The organism is Sphingomonas brevis (assembly GCF_023516505.1).
Classification (GTDB): Bacteria; Pseudomonadota; Alphaproteobacteria; order Sphingomonadales; family Sphingomonadaceae; genus Sphingomicrobium; species Sphingomicrobium breve.
In genome coordinates this window covers 1,694,524-1,717,929 of the sequence record NZ_JAMGBB010000001.1, presented here as the reverse complement: position 1 = coordinate 1,717,929, position 23,406 = coordinate 1,694,524, and the positions used below count along the sequence as shown (strand labels likewise).

Here is a 23,406-nt window from a genome sequence, read left to right as displayed (position 1 = left end):
AAACTGGCTCGGAAACGGGGATTTGCGGGAATTTTGCGCGTGGACAGCTATTCCGACCATCCGAGCGAGTTTGACCAGCCGGCTGCAGCGGTTGTCGAGCCGGAGCACGATATCTCGAACGCTATCGGGGCGGATGAGCGCCGCATGCACGTGCGAGCCTATAATTATTGGTGTTCGCTGCTCGAGGGCCGCGACTATCCGTCGATCGAAGATCTCGAACCCGACAGCATCCAGGATTTCGGCCCGCATTCGGTTTTGCTCGACTTCACCGAGGGCAGCGACAACCCGGCAACTCCCTATATCGGCACCTCGATCCGCGAGGAGTGCGGGATCGGCGACGACATCAAGTCGATTGAGGACGTCCCCGGTCGATCGCTGCTGTCGCGGCTGACCGACCATTATATGCAGATCATCGCCAACCGCGCTCCGGTCGGGTTCGAGGCGGAATTCGTCAACCAGCGGCAGCGCAACATCTGCTATCGCGGCATCCTGATGCCGTTCAGCTCTGACGGCGACACGATCGATTTTATCTACGGGGTCATCAATTGGAAGGACCTGGGCGAGGCCGCCGAGGTTCCCCAGACGATCCGCGCCGAGTTGCCGCCGCTCGCTGTCGAAGCCGAAGAGTCTGACGAAAATGCCGACGATACGCTTGAGCTGACCGAGGCTCTCCCGGTTGCCGAGATCGGGATCGATGTCCCGTTCGATCCGGATGCCGAACCCGAAAACCCCGTCTCGACCCCGCATCTGGTGTGGGAAGACGGGCCGTTGGCCGAGCCGGAACAAGCAGCCGCCGAAGCGGACGAGGAAGACCCGGCGATCGAGCTGAATGACGATGCCGGCCTTGCCGACCGTCTGTGGGCAGCCCGAGAAAGCGCCGAAGTCTGCAAGCAGCAGGACGGCCGCAGCCGTGCCGCGCTCTACCGCACGCTTGCCATGGCCTATGATTTCGCGGTCGCCGCCAAGCGTGTTCCCGACGATTATGCCGAAATCCTCGACGATGCCGGGGTGAAGGCCCAGCTTCGTGCGCCGATGACCCCGATCGTCAAGCTGGTGTTCGGGGTCGACTATGACAAAACCCGCCTGACCGAGTTCGCTGCCGCGCTGAGCTATGCCGAGCGCGAGAATGTCGACTTCGGCGGCTTTCAAATATTTGTTGAGCAGGCCGAGGGCGGCCTCAAAGGGCTGGTCGCCGCCGAGCGCAGGGCTCGCCGCCCGGACCAGCCGGCCGAAGACAAGCTTGAACTGGGCAAGACCGCGCTGCGCGATGCCGCTCCGCTTTCGCTTGCCCAGCTCCAGACCAACCAGGAATTCGCGCTGGTCCTGACCCGCCGCAACGCCGACGGTGTCCATGAAGTGGTTGAACTGGTCGCCGACAGCGCGATGCTCGACCGCGCACTGCGCCGCGCGGCGCGCTAGACTTTCCCCTTCCCACTGTTGCCTTCACAGGCGCGTAGGACTAGGCCGCGCCGCATCGCGAGAGATGCGGAGCAAAAGCGGACATGACGGTTATCACGCGCGCTGAAGGCCAGACGGTCGACGCCCTTGAGCAAGCCCTGGTAGGCAACGCCCTGGCCGGAGAATTGGACGGTTTCAGCGCTGAGGATCGGGAGGAAGCGGCCCGATTTATTGCCGAGGTCGCGCACAAGCGCCGCAAGGGCAATGTTTCGATCCGCCTCGAATCAACCGGCGGCGAGGCCGGCCGACGGCGGATGCGTCTCGGCATCATCAATGACGACATGCCGTTCCTGGTCGACTCTGTCGCCAATGCGATCGCCGGGCGGCAACTGACCGTCCATCGCCTGCTTCATCCAGTAGTATGCGTAGACCGCGATGACAGCGGCGTGCTGCAGGCGCTCGAACCGCTTTGTGACGACAAGAGCCGGCGCGAATCGATGATGTACATCGAGCTCGATCGTACCGACGCCCGCGGCCGGCGCGAGCTGGTCGAAGACCTTCATGCGGTGTTGGCCGATGTTCGCGCGGCGGTACGCGACTGGCCGCAGATGCAGGCGCAAATGCGTGCAGATGCCGCCAAGATCGAGGATCCCGAGGGATCCGCGTTGCTCAACTGGTTCGCCGACGGGGCGCTGACGCTGCTCGGTTACGAGGTCGAGCGCCCAGGCGAGAATTCATCCGGTTGCCTTGGCATCTTCTCCATTCCCGGCGCTCCGACCGACAAGGGCGGCTCGGTTGGGGCCATTCGCTATTTCGAGGCGGGCGGCGCAATTCCGTTGATTGCCAAGGCCGAGCGCCGGTCGACCGTGCACCGGCGCGTCCCGCTCGACCTGATCGTCGTTCCAATCCGCGAGAACGGGAAAGTGACCGGCATCGGCGTCCATGCCGGGCTGTGGACCAGCCAGGCGCTGATCCAGCCGACCGAGGACGTGCCGCTGCTTAGGCGGCGCCTCCAGGACCTCGACGAGGAATTCGGGTTCGATCCGCATGGCCACAGCGGCAAGGCGTTGCGCCACGCCGTGGCGTCCGTGCCGCGGGACCTGCTGGTAAATCTAAGCCAGGATAGCGGCCGCGACCTGGTCATGATGGCGATGTCGTTGGCCGACAGGCCGCGCCCGGCGCTGCTATTGTCCCGGAGCATCCTGGGCGGCCATTTGTTCGCCTTCGTCTGGCTGCCGCGCGACGAGCTCAACACCGAGCGCCGGTTGGCGATTTCTGACCTGCTGGAAGTGGTCACCAAGCGGCCGGTGACCAGCTGGTCGGTCGAACTGGGCGAGGGGGACCTCGCGCTGGTTCGCTATACGCTGGACATCGAGAGAAGCGATCCGACGCCGGACGTCAGGGAGCTAAACCGGCAGCTCGATGCGATGGTCCGCGGCTGGACTCCGAACGTCGAAGAGGCGCTGATCGAGCGGGTCGGCGCGGGCCGCGCCACACGCCTGACACTGACCTTTGCCGACCGTTTTCCCGATTTCTACCGCAACCGTACCAGCCCGTTCGAGGCGGCCGAGGATATCTTGCGCCTTCAGCGGCTGGCCGATCCCAGCGATCGCGATGCGCGCTTCTTCCGGCATCCCGACGATACCGAACGGCAGTTGCGGCTCAAAATCTACCGGCAAGGCCTGATCCCGCTCTCGGAAGTCGTTCCGGTGCTCGAGAATTTCGGTTTCCGCGTGCTCGCCGAGTTCCCGATCGAGCTCGATGGCGAGACCAAGCTGCATATCCATGCCTGTTTGCTGGAACTGTCGGATCACACCTCGGTCGACGCGGTAATGGCGCGGGCCGACGTCATCGAGCCAGCCATTGCCGACGTCTTGCGCGGCGAGGCGGAGAATGACGCCTTCAACCAGCTGGTGCTCTACGCGGGCCTCGACCCCAGGCCCGTCGTCTGGCTGCGTTCCTGGTTCCGCTACATGCGCCAGACCGGCGTGGCGTTCAGCCTTGCCACCGTAGTCGACGCGTTGCGCCGCGCTCCGACGGCTGCCGGCGCACTAGTCCGGCTGTTCACCGTATCGCACGACCCCAAGGCGGCCAGCGGCCGCGAAGCCGCAGTCAAGCAAGCGGCGGCCGACTTCGCCGAGGCGCTCAATTCGGTCAGCGGAATCGATGACGATCGCATCCTGCGGCAAATGCGCGCCGTGGTCGGAGCGACGCTTCGCACCAACGCGTTCGCCCCCCAGGCGGCCGAAGCGCTGGCGTTCAAGATCGAAAGCAAGCAGGTACCGGGGCTGCCGGCGCCGGTACCGTACCGGGAGATCTGGGTTTACAGTCCGCGCGTCGAGGGCATTCACCTGCGCGGCGGGCCGATTGCCCGCGGCGGGTTGCGCTGGTCCGACCGGCGTGACGATTTCCGCACGGAAATTCTCGGCCTGATGAAGGCACAGCTGGTCAAGAATGCGGTGATCGTGCCAACTGGCGCCAAGGGCGGCTTTTATCCCAAGCAATTGCCCAGCCCTGCGGTCGACCGCGAAGGCTGGCTGGCGGAAGGAACTGAAAGCTATCGAATCTTCATCCGCTCGCTGCTCTCGGTCACCGACAATATCGTCGACGACAAGGTCGTTCATCCGGCCGACGTCGTCATTCACGACGGCGAGGACCCTTATTTCGTCGTCGCCGCCGACAAGGGCACGGCGACCTTCTCCGACGTTGCCAATGCCATCGCGCTCGACCGTAATTTCTGGCTGGGCGACGCTTTCGCCAGCGGCGGCTCCAACGGCTACGACCATAAGGCGATGGGCATTACCGCCAAGGGCGCATGGATCTCGGTTCAGCGCCACTTCCTGGAGATGGGCGTCGACGTTCAAAGTGAGCCGGTACGGGTGGTCGGCTGCGGCGACATGTCGGGCGATGTTTTCGGCAACGGCATGCTGCTCAGCAAGGCGATCAAGCTAGTCGCGGCTTTCGACCACCGCCACATCTTCATCGATCCGGATCCCGATCCGGCCAAGAGCTGGGCCGAGCGCGACCGCATGTTCAACCTGCCTCGGTCGAGCTGGGATGATTATGACCGCAAGGCCATGTCGAAGGGCGGGATGATCGTCCCGCGCAGCCTGAAGGCGATCGATCTTACCAAGGAAGCGCAGGCAGCCCTGGGTATCGATGAAGCGACCGTCGATCCGATCAGCCTGATCTCGGCGATCCTGAAGGCGCCGATCGACCTCATCTGGTTTGGCGGCATCGGCACCTACATCAAGGCGTCGCACCAGACCAACGCTCAGGTTGGCGACCCGGCCAATGATGCGCTGCGCGTCGATGCCAAGGATCTCCGCGCCAAGGTGATCGGCGAGGGCGCCAATTTGGCGATAAATCAGGCGGGACGGATCGAATTCGCTTCGTTTGGCGGACGGATCAATACCGACTTTATCGACAATTCGGCCGGCGTCGATTGTTCGGACAATGAGGTCAACATCAAGATCCCGCTGAACCGCGAAATGCGCAATGGGAAGCTGGCCGAAGCGACGCGCAACAAGCTGCTTGCCAGCATGACCGACGAAGTGTCGGACCTGGTCCTGGAAGATAATCGCCTTCAGTCGATTGCATTGTCGATTGCGGAATCGCGTGGCACGGCGGGCATTCCGGGCTTCGTCCGGACGATCGAAATGCTCGAGGCGTCGGGCCGGCTCGACCGCAAGGTCGAGGGCCTCGAAAGCAGTGACGTCCTGCTCCGCCGCGGCCACGAGGGGCGGGGCCTGACCCGGCCCGAACTGGCGGTCATCCTGTCGATGTCGAAAATGGCCCTGCAGGACGCCGCCGAAGAGCTGAAGCTGGCCGACGATCCGTCCATGGAGGCCGACCTGATGGCCGCCTTCCCGGAGCCTATGCAAAAGAAGCATGCCACCGCGATCCGCGCGCACCGGCTGCGGCATCAGATTATCGCCACCAAGGTCGCCAACCGGTTCGTCAACCGGCTTGGGCCCAGCCTGCCGCTCGACATGACCGAAGAGGAAGGCGTTGGCCTGCCGCAGGTCGTCGCCGCTTTTCTGGTCGCCGAGCGACTGCTCGACCTCAAGAGCCTGTGGGCCAAGATCGAGGCGGCGAAGGTCCCGGAAACGGCGCGCATCCGGCTGTTCGCCCTGGCCGCCAGATTTGTCCGGTCGCACATCGGTGACGTGATCCGTGCGGGCGCCGGCGGGACAACCGTCAAGGAAATCGCCGAGCTCTTGAAGCCGGGCCTCGACAAGGTCGCCGCCAAGACCGCTGGGCTCATCCGCGCCGAAGTGCGCGGCGAAGCAGCCGCCCGTCGTGCCCAGCTCGAGGAGCTTGGCGCCGGCAAGGATATTACCGATCGGCTCGTGCGGCTGTATGAGCTCGATGGCATTTTCGGCATTGCCGCGCTCGGCGCGCGCAAGAACCTCGACGAGTTGGCGGTAACTCGGGCTTACACCAGGCTCGGCGAGGTTCTCGGTCTCGACTGGGCCCAGCAGCAGGTCCAGCGGTATATGCCAGCCGACAATTGGGAACGCCTGCTGGTGGCCGGGTTGATGCGCGACTTCGAGCAGGTCCGGATCGACTTCATCAGCCGGGTCCGCAGCGAAGAGCCCGACGAAAGCGTCGAACGTTGGGTCGAGCGCAATCCCAGGCGCATCGCCCAGTTCCGGGCACTGGTCGACCGGGCCAAGCTGGTTGGATCGGTATCGCCGGCAATGCTGGCGCAAATCGCCAGCCAGGCCCGAATTCTATTGTCGCGCTGATGAAGGCCGCAGTCCTGACCCCCGCTCCCAATTTTTGGGAGGAGTGGAAGTGGGCCTATGACGTCGAGGCCGATGCGCTTCGAAGCGGAGGCATCGAGGTCGAGCCGCGGCCGTGGAGCGACGTCGGCGATCTGGACGGGTTCGACCTGGTCATGCCGCTCGTCGCCTGGGGCTATCATCTCGATCCGCCGCGCTGGCATGGCTTGCTCGATCGGCTCGAAGCGGAGGGGCGGAAGGTCCTGAACCCAGTGCCCCTGCTGCGCTGGAACAGCGACAAGCGGTACCTCGCCGAGCTGGCCCAGAAGGGGCTGGCGGTCATTCCGACCCGGATCGCCGAGCAGATCGACGACGCGGCCCTGGCTGACGCCCGTGCCGAATTTGGCGCGGAACTGGTCATCAAGCCGCCGATCTCGGCATCTGCCGATGGAACGCATCGCCTTCAGGAACACGACCCGCTGCCTGAAGAATCGCGGGGCCGGGCGATGATGATCCAGCCGTTCCTCCGCTCGATCGCGGAGGAGGGTGAATATTCGATCATGTTCTTCGGCGGCGAATTCAGCCACGCCGTCGTCAAGCGGCCCAGGCAAGGCGATTATCGCGTCCAACCGCACCTCGGCGGTTCTGAAATGCCCTGTGCGCCCCCGCCCGGCGCGATCGAATTGGCAGGGGCCGCGCTGCAAGCCGCGCCGGCGGATGCAGCCTATGCCCGCGTCGACATGATCCGCGACGGATCAGGGGCCCTGGCGATCATCGAGCTTGAATTGATCGAGCCGGCGCTGTGGCTGCAGCATGCGCCGGACAGCGGCGCATTGGCTTCAGCGGTTCGGCGAGCCCTGGCGAACAAATAGCCACTGGCGGATTGCTGACGTCAGGTTGGGAGCCTTCCCGGGCGTCTCCAATCGCTCGACGTCGATCCGGGCGATGAGCGCATTGACCGGCAACGCTTCGTCCTCAGCGGCCCGCTCCAACGCTTTCCAGAACATCGGCTCCAGGCTTATCGAAGTTTCATGACCGGCGATGGTGACGGAGCGCTTCGTCGGCGAGCCGAGAGCCATCAATACATATGCTGGCCACCGTTGATCGACAGCGTCGATCCGGTGACGAAGCCGGCATTCTCGTCGACGAGGAAGGCGACTCCGCGTGCGATTTCCGACGCCTTCCCAAGCCGGTTGACCGGGATCTTGGCGACAATCTTGGCCAGCACATCTTCCGGCACGGCGGCGACCATGTCGGTGTCGATATAGCCCGGAGCGATGGCATTGACGGTCACATTGTTGCGCGCGCCTTCCTGGGCCAGCGCCTTGGTGAAGCCGTGGATGCCGGACTTGGCCGCGGCGTAGTTGACCTGGCCATATTGGCCGGCCTGGCCGTTGATCGAACCGATATTGACGATCCGCCCGTAATTTCGGGATTGCATCCCTTCAAACACCGCCTTGGCCATGTTGAAGCAGCCACCCAAGTTGGTGTCGATCACTTCCTGCCACTTCTGATGATCGATCCGCTTCATCGTCGAATCGCGGGTTATGCCGGCATTGTTGACCAGCACGTCGACCGGCCCGAGCTCCGCTTCGACCTGGGCGACGCCCTGCTGGCACGCATCAAAATCGGCGACGTCCCACTTATAAGTAAGGATGCCGGTGCGGTCCGTGAACTGGCGGGCCCGGTCATCATTGCCGGCATAGTTGGCGGCAACCTTCATACCCATGTCCTTAAGGGCGACGCTGATTGCTTCGCCAATGCCACGCGTTCCACCGGTTACGATCGCCACTCGCGCCATGACTCTCTCCTGTTTTCTGTTATCGGATTGCGTTAGGCCGGGGGCCACCATCCGGCAAGCTCGCGCCGGATCAAGGCGTCGAGCATCGCCATCCCCTCGGCGCTGTCGTTGAGGCAATCGATCAGGGCAAAATGGGAGCCACCGGCGTGGAGGAACGTCTCTCGGCCGCGAATCCCAAGCTCCTCCAGCGTTTCGAGGCAATCGGCGGAAAATCCGGGCGCGGCGATGGCAATGCGCTTAACGCCCTGCGCGGGGTATGAAGCGAGCACCGCCTCGGTCGCTGGCTGAAGCCATCGGGCCCGGCCGAACCGCGACTGAAATGCGACGTCGATCGGCAAGGCGAACTTCTTCGCCAGCAGCGACGCAGTCGCCCGGCACTGTTCATAATAAGGGTCGCCTAGCGTGCGCGTCCGCTCTGGCATGCCATGAAAGCTGAGGAGGAGCCTTTCGGGCGTGAAATCGAGCGCGGCCATCTGTCGATCGAGACTGGCCTTCAATGCATCGATGTAAAGCGGATCGTCGAAATAGGGCGGCAGAGTGCGGATCGCCGGCTGAGAACGCATCGCCGCGAGCTCGGCAGCGACCGCGTCCATCGCCGAGGCGGTCGTGGCGGCACAATATTGAGGATAGAGCGGCGCTACCAAAATCCGGTTGAAGCCGTGGTCGACCATCTTCGACAAGGCATAGCCGATCGACGCGTCCCCATAACGCATCGCCAAGCCGACGCAGAGTGCATCGCCATAGCGATTGCGGAGCGCTTCGGCCTGGCGCTTGGAAATGGCCATCAGCGGCGAGCCTTCATCGGTCCAGATTTCGCGGTAGGCCCTGGCTGACTTGGCCGGGCGGGTTCTCAGGATGACGCCGTACAACACCGGCTTCCAGATCTTGGGCGAAATTTCGACGACCCTTGGGTCCGACAGGAATTCGGCCAGGTACCGGCGCACGGCGCTCGGTTCCGGCGCGTCCGGCGTGCCGAGGTTGGTCAGCAGCACCGCTACATTGTTGACGTTGGCACTCATGCCGCCGCCATCGGGCTGAACGGCAGATTGCGCAAGCGCCTGCCGGTGCCCGCGGCAATGGCATTGGCGACCGCCGGGGCCAGCACCGCCATTCCAAGCCCGCTGACGCCGCCGGGCTCGTCGCTGCTCTGGATGATCTCGACCTCAATCTCGGGCACGTCGCGCAGTCGCTCATAGCCGGCGGCCATCGGCACCGCGCGGGGCATTCCGGCGATATTTTCGAAGGCCGGAATCGTAGCGGCGGCTAGTGCCGCGAGTAGCCCGCCTTCGATTTGTTGCCGAACCAGATTGGGGTTGACGATGCGGCCGGCGTCAACTGCCGCCACCAGTCGCGAGACCTTGATTTGCTGATCGGCGGCGATTGTCGCTTGGGCCAGCAGGCCGATATGCGATCCGAACAGTGAGGCGCAGGCAAGGCCCATGCTGCTACCGGCGGCGCCGCCGTCCCATCCGCCGATCGCAGCGGCAGTGCTGATTGCCTGTGCGAGCCGCGGCGATCCGCCAAGCTGGCCAATTCGAAAAGCCAGCGGCTCGGCGTGGAGTGCGCGCGCCAACTCGTCGACGAAGCTTTCAGTAGCAAAAGCGAGCATCGCTTCATCGCCGCCACGCATATAGCCGGTGCGAAGTGGTACCTCGGCCTCCACCGCGGAAATCCTGATATTGGCAATGCCGTAGGGCGGCGTGGCGCCGCGCGGCGAAAATGGCGGCGGCTTCTTGGCTAGCGCCCGAGCAAGCGACCCCTCCAATCCGGGCATCCCTGCCACGCGAGTGCTCCAGGCGGCGATTGTTCCGTTAGGCGCGGGTAGTGCTGCCAGCTTGGCCAGCATGGGCGGCCGAACCGCATCCTGATTCTGCGCAACATCCGGTGGCAGTGACAAGCTGACCGGCCGGCCGCTGCGCTGTGCCAGTTCGACCGCCATTTCGATAATGGCGAGGTCCATTGCACCGCCGGACCCATCGCCGACAGGCATTGCGTAAAGGGCGACGTCGCTTGCGGAAATTCCGGCCGCCCTGGCGGCGGCGGTCCGGGCAAGGTCCGGGATTTGCGTCCCCGCCCAAACTTCCAGCCGGCCGTCGGTGAGTCGGGCGACCGCGGCCGGCGGTTCAAGGGAATGGTGAGGGGTTGCGGCAATCGAATAGGTCGCGGCGAGCGGCCGGCTGCCCCTGGAGACGGCCTCATAGTCGCCCTGCTCGAAAAGCCGTGTTGAATCGCCCTGGGCAAGGCTATTCTTGAGTCCGCGGGTAGGGTCGTCGTTCGCGAGGCCGTTGAAGCGAGGCGCGGCGCGGGTCAGCGCGCGATCGGCGGCCCACCATGTCTTGCCTAAAGCGGCAAGCCATTTTTCGCCCACCACCAGGTCGATCAGGCCCTGTTGTCCTTTCGCGGCATTGCGCGAAAAGCCGACCAGCCGACCGCCGGGTGGCGCCATGCGCACCGAGGCGAAGATCATTCGCGGCAAGCGGACATCCCCGGCAAAGCGCAGGCTGCCTTCCGACTTGGCAGGCAGGTCCAGCCGTGGCAGCGGTTCGCCCGAAAGCTTGCCGCTGCCGACTGTCCTAAGCTGCGCCTCGTCCGGAGGAGTTTGAGCGGCGGCGTCGGCCGAAACCTCGCCGAAGCCAAGCCGCTTGCCCTCATGGATCACGAAGCCGCCGTCGGTGTCGCATTCGGTCGCATTGACGCCCCAGCGGTCGGCCGCCGCGGCGCAGAGCATTGTCCTTGCCATCGCCGCAGCTTCGCGCATCGGTTGTTCAAAGGCGCGGACGGAACTGGACTCGGCCGTGATGCGAGTGGTCACCGCGTAATCATGGGCGATCAGTCGATTGGCATAGGCATCGCCATGGGGCGCCGGCTCTATCGCCATGCTGTTCCACGCCGCGCCAAGCTCGTCGGCGGTGATCTGCGCGAGACCGGTCCAAATTCCCTGGCCAGTTTCGACCTGCGGCACCGCCAGCGTGACGCGCCCGTCCACACCAATCCTCAAATATTGGTCGAACACAAAATCGCGCTTGCCGGGACGAAGCGGGCTGCCTTCCCGCCTTGGCCAGGCCAGGAAGGCGACGACCAGCCCGACACCTGCTCCGCCACCGATCATCAGGGTACGGCGATCGACCGCGGGCAGCTTCATTGGCCGTAATGCTGTTTCAATGTGACCCTGTCGATCTTGCCCGTGCCAAGGCGAGGAAGGGGTGTATCCGAAAATATCATTCGAGCCGGAATCTTGAACGCCGCTAGCCGGCCTTGCAGGAATTGGCGCAGCTCATCCTCGCTGATGCTGCTGCCCTCTCGCCGATGCAGGACGGCCACTGGAACTTCCCCCAATCGGTCATCGGGCGCGCCAAACACAGCTGCCTCGCAAATACCCTCGCAAGCATAGAGCGCCGCCTCGACCTCCGCGGCCGAAATATTCTCCCCGCCCCGAATGATGATGTCCTTCTTGCGGTCGACGATGAACAGATAACCGTCCGCGTCGACGTAGCCGATGTCGCCGGTCTTGAAATAACCGTCGGACGTGAAGGCAGCGGCCGTGGCCTCCGGGTTGTCCCAATAACATTTGATGTTTGCCGCCGATCGGATGGCAATTTCACCGCGCTCATTGGCCGGCAAATGGCGGTCCCCTTCGCCGAGGATTGCAAGTTCCGCAAATGGAACCTGAGCCCTGCCGGTCGAGGCGGGTTTGGCCGAATAATTGGTCCAGAAATTTCCGCAGCCGACGGCATTGGTTTCGGTGAGGCCATAACCCAGCGCCGGCTGTGCCGCTGGAAAGGCGTTGCGCAACCGTTCGACATGGGCGACCGGCCGCGGCGCGCCCCCGCCCGCGATGTCGGTCAATGTGCTGAGGTCGTAATTGTCCCGGTCGGGATGATTCATCAGCTCCAGGCTCATCGTCGGAACGCCAACGAAATAGGTGATCCGTTCCTTCTCGATCAGCCGAAGTGCTTCGCCGGCGTCCCACCTGGTCATCAGGACCATGCTGCGCGAAATCACGAAGCTATTCAGCATGACCGGCACTTCCCCCGTCACATGGAATAGCGGAACCACGACCAGAGTCTTGAGCGGGTTGGCCGGGAGGCGGCCTTCCGATTCCAGAATTCCTCGAAGCACCATCAGCGCTGTCGAATAGGCGTAGACGGCGGTGGTCACCGATCGATGCGTTGATAGCGCGCCCTTGGCCTCGCCGGTTGAGCCCGACGTGAACAGGATCGTCGCATCGTCATCGGGCCCGACGTCGGGCAAGGGCGTGCTTTCCGATCCGCTGGCAATCAATTCGGCAAATGCTTCCTCGGCGGGCAGATCAATTGCGATGGTCTCGACGATGCAACTGGAACAAGTCGCTGCAATCCGTTCGGCCCGCGGCGCGTCGGCGAGGACCAGCTTCGTATCGACCAATTGCAACGCCTGTTCCAGCTCGTCGGGCTGCCACCAGCCGTTGAGCAGCGTTGCAACCGCTCCAGCCTTGATCGCGGCCATGTAGGAAAGGACCCAGGCCGGGCAGTTGCGCATGGCGATTCCAACCCGGTCGCCCTTGCCAATGCCACGAGCGACCAAACCTCGAGCAATGTCGTCCGAAATCTCATCGAGCCTGGCGAAGGTCAGGCGCTCTTCGCCGGCGATGATCCCCTCAACCGGTCCGTTTAATGCACAAAAGGTCTTGAAAAAAAGCGGAAGGGTCGCCGGGAAGTTCGAAACGATCGTCCGGCCTAGCTCGTCCTTGGACAGGATCACCCGCCCGCCTGGACCAGTGACCGCGGCCATCACCGCGTCATAGCTCCGATCCAGGTCGGTGGCTGCCATCCGTCACTCCTTGGCGTTTCGTGATCGTCACCCTATGAGGCGGCAACGACAAGGGGAAGCCCATGAGTGTGTTGGTATCGACGATCGCGGCATCCACGGCGATCGCCTTCCCGGATTTGGGTTTGAAGCCGACCGTGTTCGAGATTGGCTGGTTCCAGCTTCGCTGGTACAGCATCGCTTACCTCGCCGGCATCTTCGTCGGATATTGGTACCTCCTGAAATTGCTGAAGCAGCCCGGCGCGCCGATGGCCCGCCGCCACGCCGACGATCTCGTCTTTTACGCGGCGCTCGGCATCATTCTTGGCGGCCGGCTCGGCTATGTTTTGTTCTACAACCTGCCCTTCTATCTCGCGCATCCGCTCGACATTTTGAAACTGTGGGACGGCGGGATGAGCTTCCATGGCGGAGTAATCGGCACATCGGTCGGGATCCTCTACCTTGCGCGCAAGGAGGGCCTGCCCTGGCTTCGGATCCACGATTACGTCGCCTGCTGCGTACCGTTCGGCCTGTTCTTCGGCCGTCTCGCGAACTTCGTGAATCAGGAATTGTGGGGCGCACCGACCAACGTGCCCTGGGCCGTCAGGTTCGAGGAGATGACCGTTTACGGCAAGGTGCTTGGCCCGGCGCGTCATCCCAGCCAGCTCTACGAAGCCGGGCTGGAGGGCCTCGTCCTGTTCGCCATCCTATGGTTCATGTTCTGGCGGACCAAGTCGCGCTACGAGCCGGGCAAGCTGGTTGGCGCCTTCATCCTGTTCTACGGCATTTTCCGCTTCGGCATTGAGTTCATCCGCGAGCCGGATACGCAGCTGGCCGGCTTTGCCCAGGCGACGGGCCTGCACATGGGCCAGTGGCTGACCTTGCCGATGATCCTAGGCGGCCTCTACCTGATCATGACCGCCAGGAAGCGGCGCGAGCGGGTCGAGCCAACGGCCGGGACGGCCAGCGTGGCGTGACGCCGCTCGGGCGCGCCCTGGCGGAGCGCATCCGGAGCGAGGGACCGCTCAGCGTCGAGGCCTATATGGAGGCCTGCAACGCTTACTATTACGCCACTCGCGATCCGCTTGGCGCGGGCGGAGACTTCACCACTGCGCCCGAAATCCACCAGATGTTCGGTGAGCTGGTCGGTGCGGCGCTGTCGGATGTGTGGGTGCGCGCCGGCCGGCCCGACGACGCGGTCTATGCCGAGCTCGGCCCGGGCAGGGGCACGTTGGCCGAAGATGCGCTGCGGGTGCTTCGGCGGGCGGGTTTCGCTGGCCAAATGCACCTGGTGGAGACCAGTCCCAGATTGCGCGAGGAGCAGGCCAAGCGCCTCCCAGGAGCGAAGTTTCACGATGAACTTGGCGACCTGCCGAAATCACCGCTGCTGCTCGTCGCTAATGAATTCTTCGATGCGCTGCCGATCCGGCAGTTCGTCGAGGGGCGCGAGCGGCATGTCATCATTGCCGGGGGCGGACTCGCCTTTGACCGCGATGGACCAATCGAGGAGATCTCGCCCGCGCGCGACGCAGTGACGACGCAGCTCGCCCAGCATCTCGCGGCACATGGCGGCGCGGCCATCATCATCGACTATGGCTATTGCCGCGGCGAACAGGGCGACACGCTGCAGGCCGTCCGAAGCCATGCATTTTCCTATGCCCTCGATCATTCAGGCGAGCAGGACCTGACTGCCCATGTCGATTTCGCGGCGTTGGCCCAAGCCGCGAAGATCGGCGACGTTCAGGCAAGCCGGGCTGTCAGTCAGGGAACCTGGCTCGAAACGCTTGGCATCGGTGCGCGCGCAATGGCCTTGGCTGCCAAAAATCCACAGGATACGGATCGAATCGCGGCCGCCCGGCGGCGGCTGTGTGACGAGGGCGAGATGGGACAATTGTTCAAGGTGATAGGGCTGACCGGCAAGGGGTGGCCAGCCGTGGCAGGGTTGGGGGCATGAACGTCGAATATCGTTTGGCCGATGGAACCGACGCGCAAGCGCTGGCCGAACTCGGCGCCAGCACGTTCATGCACACTTTCGGGCACCTTTATGAAACGAGCGACGTCGAGGCGTTTCTCCAAAATCATTCGCCTGAGAATTGGGACAGGGAACTCAACGACCCGGCGTTTGAAGTGCGCGTCGCCGAAAGTGGCGGCAAGCTGGTCGGCTATGCGAAGCTCGGCCCGCCACACTTACCGTTCGAGCCAAGGGGCGAAGCGGCAGAGCTTCGCCAGCTCTATGTCGTTGAGGAGATGAAGGGTCGCGGTATTGCCCAGTCGCTGATGGATTGGGTGATCGACCGCGCGCGAGACCAGCGCGCTGATTATCTCTATCTTTCGGTGTTCACCGAAAATCACCGTGCCCGCCGCTTCTATGAGAAATATGGCTTCGAACCGGAAGGGACCTACGCTTTCATGGTCGGCAACCACGCCGACGAGGACATCGTCATGAGGCTGAAATTGTGAGTCTCGACATTGTCCGGGCGCGAGCGTTGGAGGGCGTGGCGCACGGTTTTTTCGGGCGCGGGGGTGGACTATCGACCGGAGCGGTAGCCGGCCTCAACTGCGGCACGGGCAGCGGCGACGACCCGAACATCGTCGAGGCCAACCGCCGGCTGGCGGCCGATGCCATCCTGCCCGGGACGCCAATCGCCAGCGTCTATCAGATCCATTCGCCGACCGCGGTGATTGTCACCGAAGCCCTGCCCTATGACGAGCGCGCACAAGCCGACGCCTTGGTAACCGACCGGCCTGGCCTGCTGCTGGGCGTCGTTACCGCCGACTGCGCTCCGATCCTGATGGCCGACCGGCAGTCGGGCGTAGCCGCCGCGGTCCACGCCGGCTGGCGCGGTGCGACGGCAGGAGTCACCGACCAGGCGATCGCGGCGATGCTGACACTCGGTGCGAAAGTCGAGAATATCTCCGCCGCCATCGGCCCCTGCCTGGCCAGGGCCAGCTTCGAGGTTGGTCACGAATTCGCCGAACAGCTCGTCGCGGACGATCCGGCCAACGAGCGATTCTTCAGCGAAGGTCCAAGGGATACGCCGCATTTCGACCTGGAAGCATATCTGATCGCTCGCCTGGCGGCCGCAGGAGTGCGGAAAATCGAAGCAGCCGGGCTCGACACTTATGAGCTTGAGAACCGGTTCTACAGCTATCGCCGCGCGACCCACCGCAACGAACCTACTTATGGACGGCAAATTAGTTTGATTGGCCTATCGGGCTAGCCGGGGCTAAGGCGCGGCCCAAGGAGATTTTAAGTGACTGAAAGCCGTCGCCCCAAGGACATGGAAACGCATATCGGCAACCACAAGCTCGATCCGTCGACGCTGATGATGGGTTATGGGTTCGATCCGGGCCTCAGTGAGGGATCGCTGAAGCCGCCGATCTTTCTTACCTCGACCTTCGTGTTCGAGACCGCGGCCGAGGGCAAACGTTTCTTTGAAGGGATCACCAACAAGCATGGCTCGGGCGGCAAGGCTGAGGGTCTGGTCTATTCGCGCTTTAACGGTCCCAACCAGGAAATCCTCGAAGACCGGCTCAAGATCTGGGAGGATGCCGAAGCGGCACTGACCTTCTCCAGCGGCATGACGGCCATTGCCATCCTGTTGCTGACCTTCGTCCGGCCCGGCGACGTCGTTATCCACTCCGGCCCGCTCTATGCGGCGACGGAAACGATCATCAACAAGATCTTCCCGCAATTCGGAATCCATTACGTCGACTTCCCGGCCGGCGCGACGCGCGAGGAGCTCGATGAGGTCATGGCCCGGGCCAAGGAACTGGGGCGGGTGGCGATGATCTACCTTGAAAGCCCGGCCAATCCGACCAATGCGCTGGTTGACGTGGAAGCGGTCGCGGCGGCCCGCGCAGAGGCCTTCGCTGGCCAGGCGGAACTGCCGCCGATCGCGATCGACAATACGTTTCTCGGGCCGCTGTGGGCCAAGCCGCTCAATGATGGCGCCGACATCAGCGTCTACAGCCTGACAAAATATGCCGGCGGGCACAGCGACCTCGTCGCCGGCGGGCTGGTCGGCAAGCGGGCCTTGCTCGACAAGATCCGGCTGATGCGCAACGTGATGGGCGGCATCTGCGATCCGAATACCGCCTGGATGCTGCTGCGCAGCCTGGAAACGCTGGAGCTTCGCATGACTCGCGCCGGCGAAAGCGCCGAGAAGATCTGCGCCTTCCTGCGCGACCATCCCAAGGTGGAAAGCGTTGGTTATCTCGGTTTCCTTGAGCCCGGATCGCGTCAGGAAGATATCTACAAGCGCCATTGTACTGGCGCCGGATCGACCTTCTCGCTCTACCTCAAGGGCGGCGAGCGCGAGGCCTTCGCCTTCCTCGACGGGCTCAAGATCGCCAACCTGGCGGTCAGCCTGGGGGGCACCGAAACATTGGCTTCGGCGCCAGCAGCGATGACCCATTTGTCGGTGCCTGACGACCGCAAGGCGGCGCTGGGAATCAGCGACAATCTGGTGCGGATTTCAATCGGCGTCGAGAAGGCCGAGGACCTGATTGCCGACTTCGATAATGCCTTGAGGGCCGTCTAGGAGGCTGGCGTTCGTCCGTCTCCCGGACGGCCGAGCCTCAGCCCCAATCCTCGATGCGCCAGCCTCGCTCGGTGGCGAGCTTCCTGAGCCGGTCGTGCGGATTGACCGCTACCGGCTCGTCCGACCATTCGAACACCGGCGCATCGCTCGCATGGTCGGAGTAGAAACGGACATGACCGTGCGCCAGGCCGGCCTTGGCCAGCCAGTCTTCGATCATCCGCAACTTGGCCGGCCCGTAGCAATTTTCGCCGTCGATCTTGGCGTGAACCTGGCTGTCGAGGCCGAGGACCGCATTGGTGCCGATGCAATCGTCGAACCCCAGTCGCTCGGCGATTTCGCGGGCGTAGAATCGATAGCTGGCAGTAGCCATTACCACTCGCCGCCCCTCCGCTTTGTCGCGGGCAATGGCCTGGCGAGCGCCCGGCCGGACATTGCGGGTTAGTAGCTTCGCGGCGAAACTATCGACCAGCGGCTTCAATTCGGCAGGGTGACGGATGCGGCCCAGCAGAAGCCGGTGATTGATCTCTTTCAGGCGGCCGCGATCGATCAACTTCATAGCATAGGCGAGCATCGACAGGATCGCGAACGGAAGCAGCAGCAGGCGCCACGGCGCGCGATGGACCGCGCAATGGAGCAGGAACGGGGTGTAGGTCGCGTAGCGCGTGACCGTCCTGTCCATGTCGTAAATAGCGAGATCGGTCATGCGCGCCCTTCGAGAATGGCGGTGACCAGCTGATGGTCATCGGGCTTGTCGACGTCGACCGCAGCCAGCGGATTGCTTAGCTCCACCTTGCGGATTGAGATGCCGAGCCGCTGGCCGACGGCGGCCAGGGTCTCATCGAGTGTACGCAGTCGCAGCGCCGCTCCAATCAAGGCCGGCAAACCCAGCGCGCCAATGATCCGCCAGCCCTTCTTGCGGTCTTGTTCGACCGAGCGCCACAATTCAACGGCACTGGCGGCCTTGGCGCTCCCGAAGGCGAACAGGTTGGCACCGGAATAGGCACCGCCGCGAAATTTGAGCCAGGTCCGCCGTGTTTGGGGCAGGCGGACCATTAGCGGCGCTCGCTCGACCAAACCGATCGCAAGATCTGCTCCGTCGGCCCTGGCGCAGAAATCGGCAATCATCGCCGGATCGAGCAGGGCGTGATCGGCGGTCGTCACTAGCAGCGGATAGCGGGTTGTCGGATCGGCCAAATAGGCTGCGATGGTTGCTGCGATCGTCTCGCCGGACGGCTCGACGGACAGTCGCGGGTCAGCTGGTAGGGCCGCGGCAATCCGGTCGCGATGCTGCGCGAGTACCCGCACTTGATCGATGTTTGGCGCAGTCAGGAGAGCTTGTACCGGCCGCACGACCATCGGCACGCCACCGACCGGGATCAGCGCCTTTAGGTCCGTCCCATGGGCTTGGGCAAACGGATCGATGCCAGGCCTCGATCCGGCCAGTACCAGCGCCGTCCAACTGGTCATGCCCGCGTTGCCCAGCCGGTCATGCCAGCCAGCTGGTGACAGTCCGGCCGCGGTCGTGGCGGGCGTTGGCCTGAGCCAGCCTCACCGCATGGAAAATCAGCGAGAGGATAGTCCATAGCGCGACCAGTTCGATGCCCAGGTCGGGGCGGCCGACCAGCAGTGCGGCGACAAGGATGACCATGTTGGGGTTGCGCCGCGCGGTGATCAGCCGGAACCGGCTGTCGACCTGCTGCCAGACGTGGATGTGCATCCCGTAGCGGCGGACAAATATCCCCTCGATGACCCGCTGCGCGACGTAGCCGAACACGATCGCCCCGACGATCAGCAGCTCGTAGACCCGCTCGAACGGACGGCCATAGGCTTCCAGGCCTTCGGCCCAGGCCCACCACCAGAAGGGCGGGTGGACCAGATCGACGCCATGGTCGAAGATATTGCCCCAGTGCGACGATTGCCCGGTGCAGCGGGCCAGCTTTCCGTCGACCGTGTCGAGCACCATGAAACCGAATCCGGCCGCGATGCCCGTCCAATACCAGCCGTACATGAACAGGAAGAAGGCGGCAGCGCAAAGGGCAAAGCCAATCGCGGTCACCGTATTGGGCGTCATTCCAGCCTGCGCCGCCCATCGCGTTAAGTAGAAGGCGAGGCGCCGCCAAAGATAGAGGGTCAACACGTCGGTTACCCCCTTGTAGCTGGCGTCATAGGCAGCGCGCTCGACCGGCTCGGGATCGGCTGGGTCGAGCGGCATCACGAACGGTCGTTCGCGCTTGCGCAGCTTGCGGTAGCTGAAATCGGTGGTGTCGGCGTCAATCTGCTCGAGCGCGCCCTGGTAACGATCGCCTGCCAGCATCGCGGCGAGCAAGGGTGCGGGATCCCCTCCGGCGGGGACATTGGCCAACACCGGGTGGCCGTTCTTCACCAGCGCTCCCCCCGGCTTTTCCGCAAGCGCACCGAGCCATTCCGGGTCCCAGGCCCAATTGAGATCGGCGTAAACCGTCGATCGACCTGGTGAGGGCTGGCCGCCCGGCTCAAGCCCGGCCTGGACCGCCATCGCATTTGCCCGGTCCGCGGCGCTCATGCCAAATGCCCGGGCGGGGTTATCCCCGACCGTCACGAACAATGGCTTGGCCGCGCTCGCCGCATCATTGGTCATCGTGGACGCGCTATAAGGCATCAACTCTGGCAACAAAGTGGCAAATTACGCCCGCTCTTGCTGCGTCTGGCGATTTCGAGCAGGGTCGCGCCCGATGGCGTCCCAGTCGACCACATCAGATCCTGCAGCCGGGGGGCAGCCGTATCGCGTCCTCGGCTCGCTCACCATTTCGCGCGCCGGCTCGACGCAACGCGAAATCGAGGCAATGCCCGATCCGCTTACCATCGACCTCAGCGGGGTCGAAAAGGTCGACACGGTCGGCGCCTGGCTGATCTACCGGACGGTTAGGGACCGTGGCGCCAAGGTGGTGGGCGCCAGCAAGGACGTGTCCGGCCTCCTCGATCAAGTCGCCGAAGCCGATCATCCAGCCCAGGTCAGGCCGGAAGAGAAGCCCGGTGCCGTTCGCGTGTTGGACGAGCTGGGCGAATGGGTTGCGGAGTCCGGCACCACGCTTGTTGGCCTGGTCGGATTCCTCGGTTCGGTGCTCATCGGAGTCGCAGCGATAATCCGCCGGCCCAAGCGATTCCGCCTCAATGCCGTGATCCAGCGGTTCGACGTGGTCGGCGTCCGCGCCCTGGGAATCATCGGGCTGATGAGCTTCCTGATTGGCATCGTCATTGGCCAACAGGGCGCAGTTCAGCTCCAGCAGTTCGGGGCCGAAGTCTATACGATCAACCTCATCGGCCGCATCACGATCCGCGAGCTTGGCGTGTTGATGACGGCGATCATGGTCGCCGGGCGATCGGGCTCTGCCTTCGCCGCTCAACTCGGTACGATGAAGATCACCGAAGAAGTCGATGCGATGCGCACCATTGGCGTGTCTCCAATCGAAGCCTTGGTAATTCCCCGCATGCTCGCGGCAGTGGTGATGATGCCGCTTCTTGCTTTCTATGCGATGATCATGTCGCTTCTTGGCGGCGGCATATTCTGCTGGATCTCACTCGATATCCCGCCGCTAACCTATATCCAGCGCCTTCAAGAGGTGGTTCCCCTCCATGACCTTTGGATCGGGCTGATCAAGGCACCGGTTTTTGGTGGCATCATCGCGCTTGCCGGTTGCTTCCAAGGGATGCTGGTAGAAGGCAATTCGGAGGAGGTCGGCATAAGGACCACCAACGCCGTGGTTCAGGCGATCTTCCTCGTGATAATTCTCGACGCCGTCTTCGCGATCTTCTTCAGCTCGATCGGCTGGCTATGAGCGATCCGAACGTCGTCATTCAAATCCGCGGACTGAAGAACAGCTTCGGCGAGCAGGTCATCCACGATGGCCTGGACCTTGACGTGCGCCGCGGTGAAATCCTTGGCGTGGTGGGAGGTTCGGGCACCGGCAAGTCGGTGCTGATGCGCTCGATCATCGGCCTCCAGACGCCTGACGACGGCACAGTCGAAGTGCTTGGCGAGAACATGATTGGCCGGGAGGAAGACGAAGCCAAGAACATCCGCCGCCGCTGGGGGGTGCTGTTCCAGAACGGCGCCTTGTTCTCGACGCTGACCGTCGCCGAAAACGTCGAGGTGCCGATCCGCGAATATTTTCCGTTCATCAAGGAGCCGCTGCTCGACGAAATCGCCAGTTACAAGATTGCGATGTCGGGGCTCCCGGCCAATGCGGGCCCGAAATATCCGTCGGAGCTGTCGGGCGGCATGAAAAAGCGTGCCGGCCTCGCCCGGGCGCTGGCGCTCGATCCCGAGCTATTGTTCCTCGACGAGCCGACTGCCGGTCTCGACCCGATCGGCGCGGCCGGATTCGACGAGCTGATCGAGGGCCTCAAGCACAAGCTTGAGCTTACCGTGTTCCTTATCACTCACGACCTCGACACGCTTTGGGCGATCTGCGACCGGGTGGCGGTGCTCGCCGACCAAAAGGTCGTTGCAGTAGGAACGATTGAAGAATTGCTCGCCTTGGACCATCCTTGGATTCAAGAATATTTTAACGGGCCACGCGGACGCGCTGCCGTCGCCAGTTTGAAGAGGCAATAGACGACCATGGAAACGCGTTCGAACCATGTCCTTGTCGGCGCCGTCACGCTGGCCCTGCTGACCGGCCTGTTGATCTTCATTGTCTGGCTCGCTGGCCTGTCGAACAAGACGACCAAATGCTTCGACATCTATTTCAGCCAAGGCGTCGAGGGCCTCAATAAGGGCTCTTCGGTCAACTTCCAGGGCGTGCCGGTGGGGCAGATCGAAAAGATCAGCTTGTTGCCGGACCGTCCGGAGTTCGTCTGGGTCCGGGTTGTCGTCGACGCGGAAACGCCGGTGCTTCAGGGCACCACCGCTCAGATCAAGGGAGTCGGCTTCACCGGCGTCAGCGAGATCGCGCTGGAAGGCGCGGTTAAGGGCGCCCGGCCACTGACCCAGGCTGGACCGCAAGGCTGTCCGGTGGTCCCGGCCAGTTCGGGCGGACTCGGTGCCCTGCTCAATAGCGCTCCGGAACTGATCGACCGCATCCAGCGCCTGACCGAGCGGCTGACGGAACTGCTGAGCGACAAGAACCAAAATTCGATCTCCGACATTCTCGAGAATGTCGACAAGACCACGGCGGTGCTGGCCGCACGCGCGCCCGACCTGGCCGACGCGATCGGCGATGCACGGATTGCGGCGCGCAACGCCGGAATCGCCGCGCAGCGGGTCGGAGTGCTGGCCGACAGCACCAACCAGATGATCAACGAGCAAGGGAAGCCGGCGGCGGAGGATTTGCGCAAGGCGATCGCCGCGGTTCAGCATAGCGCGGAGAACCTGGATGCGATGGTCGGCGACGCTCGGCCGGGCGTACAGAATTTCAGCAAGAATACGCTGCCAGAGATGAATCGGCTGGTACGCGACCTGCGCGATCTCACTACCTCGTTGCAGGGTTTCACCCAGCGGCTCGATGAAAATGGCGTTGGCGGGGCGCTAGGGCCACCGAAGCTGCCCGACTATAAACCGGGGAAGAAACAATGAGCCCAATGTTGCGTCTAGCCGCGCCAATCGCGCTGGCCATTTCGCTGACCGCTTGCGCCGGATTGCTCGGCGGCGGGGGCAAGGCGCCGCCCTGGCTGCTGACCCTGACGCCGCAATCGCCTGCGCCTGACAGCATTGCTCGCACGGCGAAGGCCGGGGAAGCGGTGATGATCGAATTGCCGCTCGTGCCCAAGGAGATCCGCACGAATCGCGTTCCGGTCCATTCGGGCCCAATCGCCATCGCCTATGTGCAGGACCTGACCTGGGTCGATACACCGGACAAGCTATTCCAGGATCTGCTGACCGAGACCGTTACCCGGGTTACCAACCGGGTGGTCCTCGACCCGAAGCAGTCTTCGCTCGATCCGGGCATGACCATCACCGGCAGTCTGTCGCGCTTCGGCTATGATGCGCAGGAGGGTATGGTCGTGGTCCGCTACGATGCGGCCAAGACCCGCGCCGGCGCCAATGCGGTCGAAACGCGGCGCTTCGAGGCTCGGGAGTCGGCCGACGGCACGGCGGCCAGCGTCGCCCCGGCGATCAATGCCGCGGCCAATCGCGTCGCGATCGATGTCGCACAATGGGTCGGCAACTAGG

The 23,406-nt window shown here is 63.6% G+C and carries 20 protein-coding genes; 12 read left to right on the top strand and 8 right to left on the bottom strand.

Translation table 11 applies throughout. The features are described from left to right. The first annotated feature begins 39 nt into the window (after nucleotides 1-39). The 3 genes from LZ518_RS08820 to LZ518_RS08810 all read left to right on the top strand — a co-directional run bounded on the left by LZ518_RS08820 (nucleotide 40) and on the right by LZ518_RS08810 (nucleotide 6,997). Complete coding sequence (locus LZ518_RS08820; RefSeq protein WP_249915630.1) at nucleotides 40-1,419, top strand: PAS domain-containing protein; 1,380 nt, start codon at nucleotides 40-42, stop codon at nucleotides 1,417-1,419. An 83-nt stretch (nucleotides 1,420-1,502) separates the two neighbouring features. Continuing rightward, nucleotides 1,503-6,149 carry an NAD-glutamate dehydrogenase gene (locus LZ518_RS08815; protein ID WP_249915629.1) on the top strand — a complete coding sequence of 1,549 codons (4,647 nt, stop codon included), beginning with the start codon at nucleotides 1,503-1,505 and terminating at the stop codon, nucleotides 6,147-6,149. Beyond that, nucleotides 6,149-6,997: an ATP-grasp domain-containing protein gene (locus tag LZ518_RS08810; RefSeq protein ID WP_249915628.1), complete on the top strand. Its 849-nt coding sequence runs from the start codon at nucleotides 6,149-6,151 to the stop codon at nucleotides 6,995-6,997. The genes LZ518_RS08815 and LZ518_RS08810 overlap by 1 nt, the downstream gene beginning before the upstream one ends. On the opposite strand, the gene LZ518_RS08805 is transcribed toward LZ518_RS08810, so the two are convergent. The 5 genes from LZ518_RS08805 to LZ518_RS08785 are packed head-to-tail and all read right to left on the bottom strand — an operon-like array spanning nucleotide 6,965 to nucleotide 12,735. Further along, nucleotides 6,965-7,204, bottom strand: coding sequence for a ribbon-helix-helix domain-containing protein (locus tag LZ518_RS08805; protein WP_249915627.1), 240 nt, complete (start codon nucleotides 7,202-7,204; stop codon nucleotides 6,965-6,967). The genes LZ518_RS08810 and LZ518_RS08805 overlap by 33 nt on opposite strands. Further along, nucleotides 7,204-7,926 carry an acetoacetyl-CoA reductase gene (gene phbB, locus LZ518_RS08800; RefSeq protein WP_249915626.1) on the bottom strand — a complete coding sequence of 241 codons (723 nt, stop codon included), beginning with the start codon at nucleotides 7,924-7,926 and terminating at the stop codon, nucleotides 7,204-7,206. Before phbB ends, LZ518_RS08805 begins: the two co-directional genes overlap by 1 nt. A 32-nt stretch (nucleotides 7,927-7,958) precedes the next feature. Next, complete coding sequence (gene hemH, locus LZ518_RS08795) at nucleotides 7,959-8,945, bottom strand: ferrochelatase (RefSeq protein ID WP_249915625.1); 987 nt, start codon at nucleotides 8,943-8,945, stop codon at nucleotides 7,959-7,961. Then, nucleotides 8,942-11,068, bottom strand: a complete 2,127-nt coding sequence (locus tag LZ518_RS08790; RefSeq protein ID WP_249915624.1) for a molybdopterin cofactor-binding domain-containing protein — start codon at nucleotides 11,066-11,068, stop codon at nucleotides 8,942-8,944. The genes hemH and LZ518_RS08790 overlap by 4 nt, the downstream gene beginning before the upstream one ends. Further along, on the bottom strand, nucleotides 11,065-12,735 hold the full coding sequence (locus LZ518_RS08785; protein ID WP_249915623.1) for a class I adenylate-forming enzyme family protein: 1,671 nt from the start codon (nucleotides 12,733-12,735) through the stop codon (nucleotides 11,065-11,067). The genes LZ518_RS08790 and LZ518_RS08785 overlap by 4 nt, the downstream gene beginning before the upstream one ends. A gap of 62 nt (nucleotides 12,736-12,797) precedes the next feature. Here LZ518_RS08785 and lgt point away from each other — a divergent pair, with 62 nt between their 5' ends. The 5 genes from lgt to LZ518_RS08760 are packed head-to-tail and all read left to right on the top strand — an operon-like array spanning nucleotide 12,798 to nucleotide 17,255. Further along, nucleotides 12,798-13,688 carry a prolipoprotein diacylglyceryl transferase gene (gene lgt / locus LZ518_RS08780; RefSeq protein ID WP_249915622.1) on the top strand — a complete coding sequence of 297 codons (891 nt, stop codon included), beginning with the start codon at nucleotides 12,798-12,800 and terminating at the stop codon, nucleotides 13,686-13,688. Then, nucleotides 13,685-14,665, top strand: a complete 981-nt coding sequence (locus LZ518_RS08775) for a class I SAM-dependent methyltransferase (protein WP_249915621.1) — start codon at nucleotides 13,685-13,687, stop codon at nucleotides 14,663-14,665. The genes lgt and LZ518_RS08775 overlap by 4 nt, the downstream gene beginning before the upstream one ends. Then, nucleotides 14,662-15,171 carry a GNAT family N-acetyltransferase gene (locus LZ518_RS08770; RefSeq protein ID WP_249915620.1) on the top strand — a complete coding sequence of 170 codons (510 nt, stop codon included), beginning with the start codon at nucleotides 14,662-14,664 and terminating at the stop codon, nucleotides 15,169-15,171. Before LZ518_RS08775 ends, LZ518_RS08770 begins: the two co-directional genes overlap by 4 nt. Next, nucleotides 15,165-15,932, top strand: coding sequence for a peptidoglycan editing factor PgeF (pgeF, locus tag LZ518_RS08765; RefSeq protein ID WP_249916532.1), 768 nt, complete (start codon nucleotides 15,165-15,167; stop codon nucleotides 15,930-15,932). The genes LZ518_RS08770 and pgeF overlap by 7 nt, the downstream gene beginning before the upstream one ends. Nucleotides 15,933-15,992: 60 nt before the next feature. Next, the gene (locus LZ518_RS08760) at nucleotides 15,993-17,255 is read left to right on the top strand and encodes a cystathionine gamma-synthase family protein (protein ID WP_249916531.1); all 1,263 of its coding nucleotides are present in this window, start codon (nucleotides 15,993-15,995) and stop codon (nucleotides 17,253-17,255) included. Nucleotides 17,256-17,292: 37 nt separating this feature from the next. Here the strand turns inward: LZ518_RS08760 and LZ518_RS08755 are convergent, their stop codons facing one another. Genes LZ518_RS08755 through LZ518_RS08745 form a run of 3 tightly spaced genes read right to left on the bottom strand, consistent with a single transcriptional unit; the run spans nucleotide 17,293 to nucleotide 19,893 of the window. Beyond that, nucleotides 17,293-17,958, bottom strand: coding sequence for an HAD family hydrolase (locus LZ518_RS08755; RefSeq protein ID WP_249915619.1), 666 nt, complete (start codon nucleotides 17,956-17,958; stop codon nucleotides 17,293-17,295). Next, entirely contained in the window at nucleotides 17,955-18,722 is a 768-nt protein-coding gene (locus tag LZ518_RS08750) for an NTP transferase domain-containing protein (protein WP_249915618.1), read from the bottom strand. The genes LZ518_RS08755 and LZ518_RS08750 overlap by 4 nt, the downstream gene beginning before the upstream one ends. 19 nt (nucleotides 18,723-18,741) lie before the next feature. Beyond that, the gene (locus LZ518_RS08745) at nucleotides 18,742-19,893 is read right to left on the bottom strand and encodes a CDP-alcohol phosphatidyltransferase family protein (RefSeq protein ID WP_249915617.1); all 1,152 of its coding nucleotides are present in this window, start codon (nucleotides 19,891-19,893) and stop codon (nucleotides 18,742-18,744) included. Between the two features lie 73 nt (nucleotides 19,894-19,966). Between LZ518_RS08745 and LZ518_RS08740 the strand changes: the two genes are divergently transcribed. Genes LZ518_RS08740 through LZ518_RS08725 form a run of 4 tightly spaced genes read left to right on the top strand, consistent with a single transcriptional unit; the run spans nucleotide 19,967 to nucleotide 23,405 of the window. Then, on the top strand, nucleotides 19,967-21,070 hold the full coding sequence (locus LZ518_RS08740) for an ABC transporter permease (protein WP_249915616.1): 1,104 nt from the start codon (nucleotides 19,967-19,969) through the stop codon (nucleotides 21,068-21,070). Continuing rightward, the gene (locus LZ518_RS08735) at nucleotides 21,067-21,849 is read left to right on the top strand and encodes an ABC transporter ATP-binding protein (RefSeq protein WP_249915615.1); all 783 of its coding nucleotides are present in this window, start codon (nucleotides 21,067-21,069) and stop codon (nucleotides 21,847-21,849) included. Before LZ518_RS08740 ends, LZ518_RS08735 begins: the two co-directional genes overlap by 4 nt. 6 nt (nucleotides 21,850-21,855) lie before the next feature. Beyond that, nucleotides 21,856-22,809, top strand: a complete 954-nt coding sequence (locus LZ518_RS08730) for an MlaD family protein (protein WP_249915614.1) — start codon at nucleotides 21,856-21,858, stop codon at nucleotides 22,807-22,809. Beyond that, complete coding sequence (locus tag LZ518_RS08725; protein ID WP_249915613.1) at nucleotides 22,806-23,405, top strand: ABC-type transport auxiliary lipoprotein family protein; 600 nt, start codon at nucleotides 22,806-22,808, stop codon at nucleotides 23,403-23,405. The genes LZ518_RS08730 and LZ518_RS08725 overlap by 4 nt, the downstream gene beginning before the upstream one ends. Nucleotide 23,406: the final 1 nt, after the last annotated feature.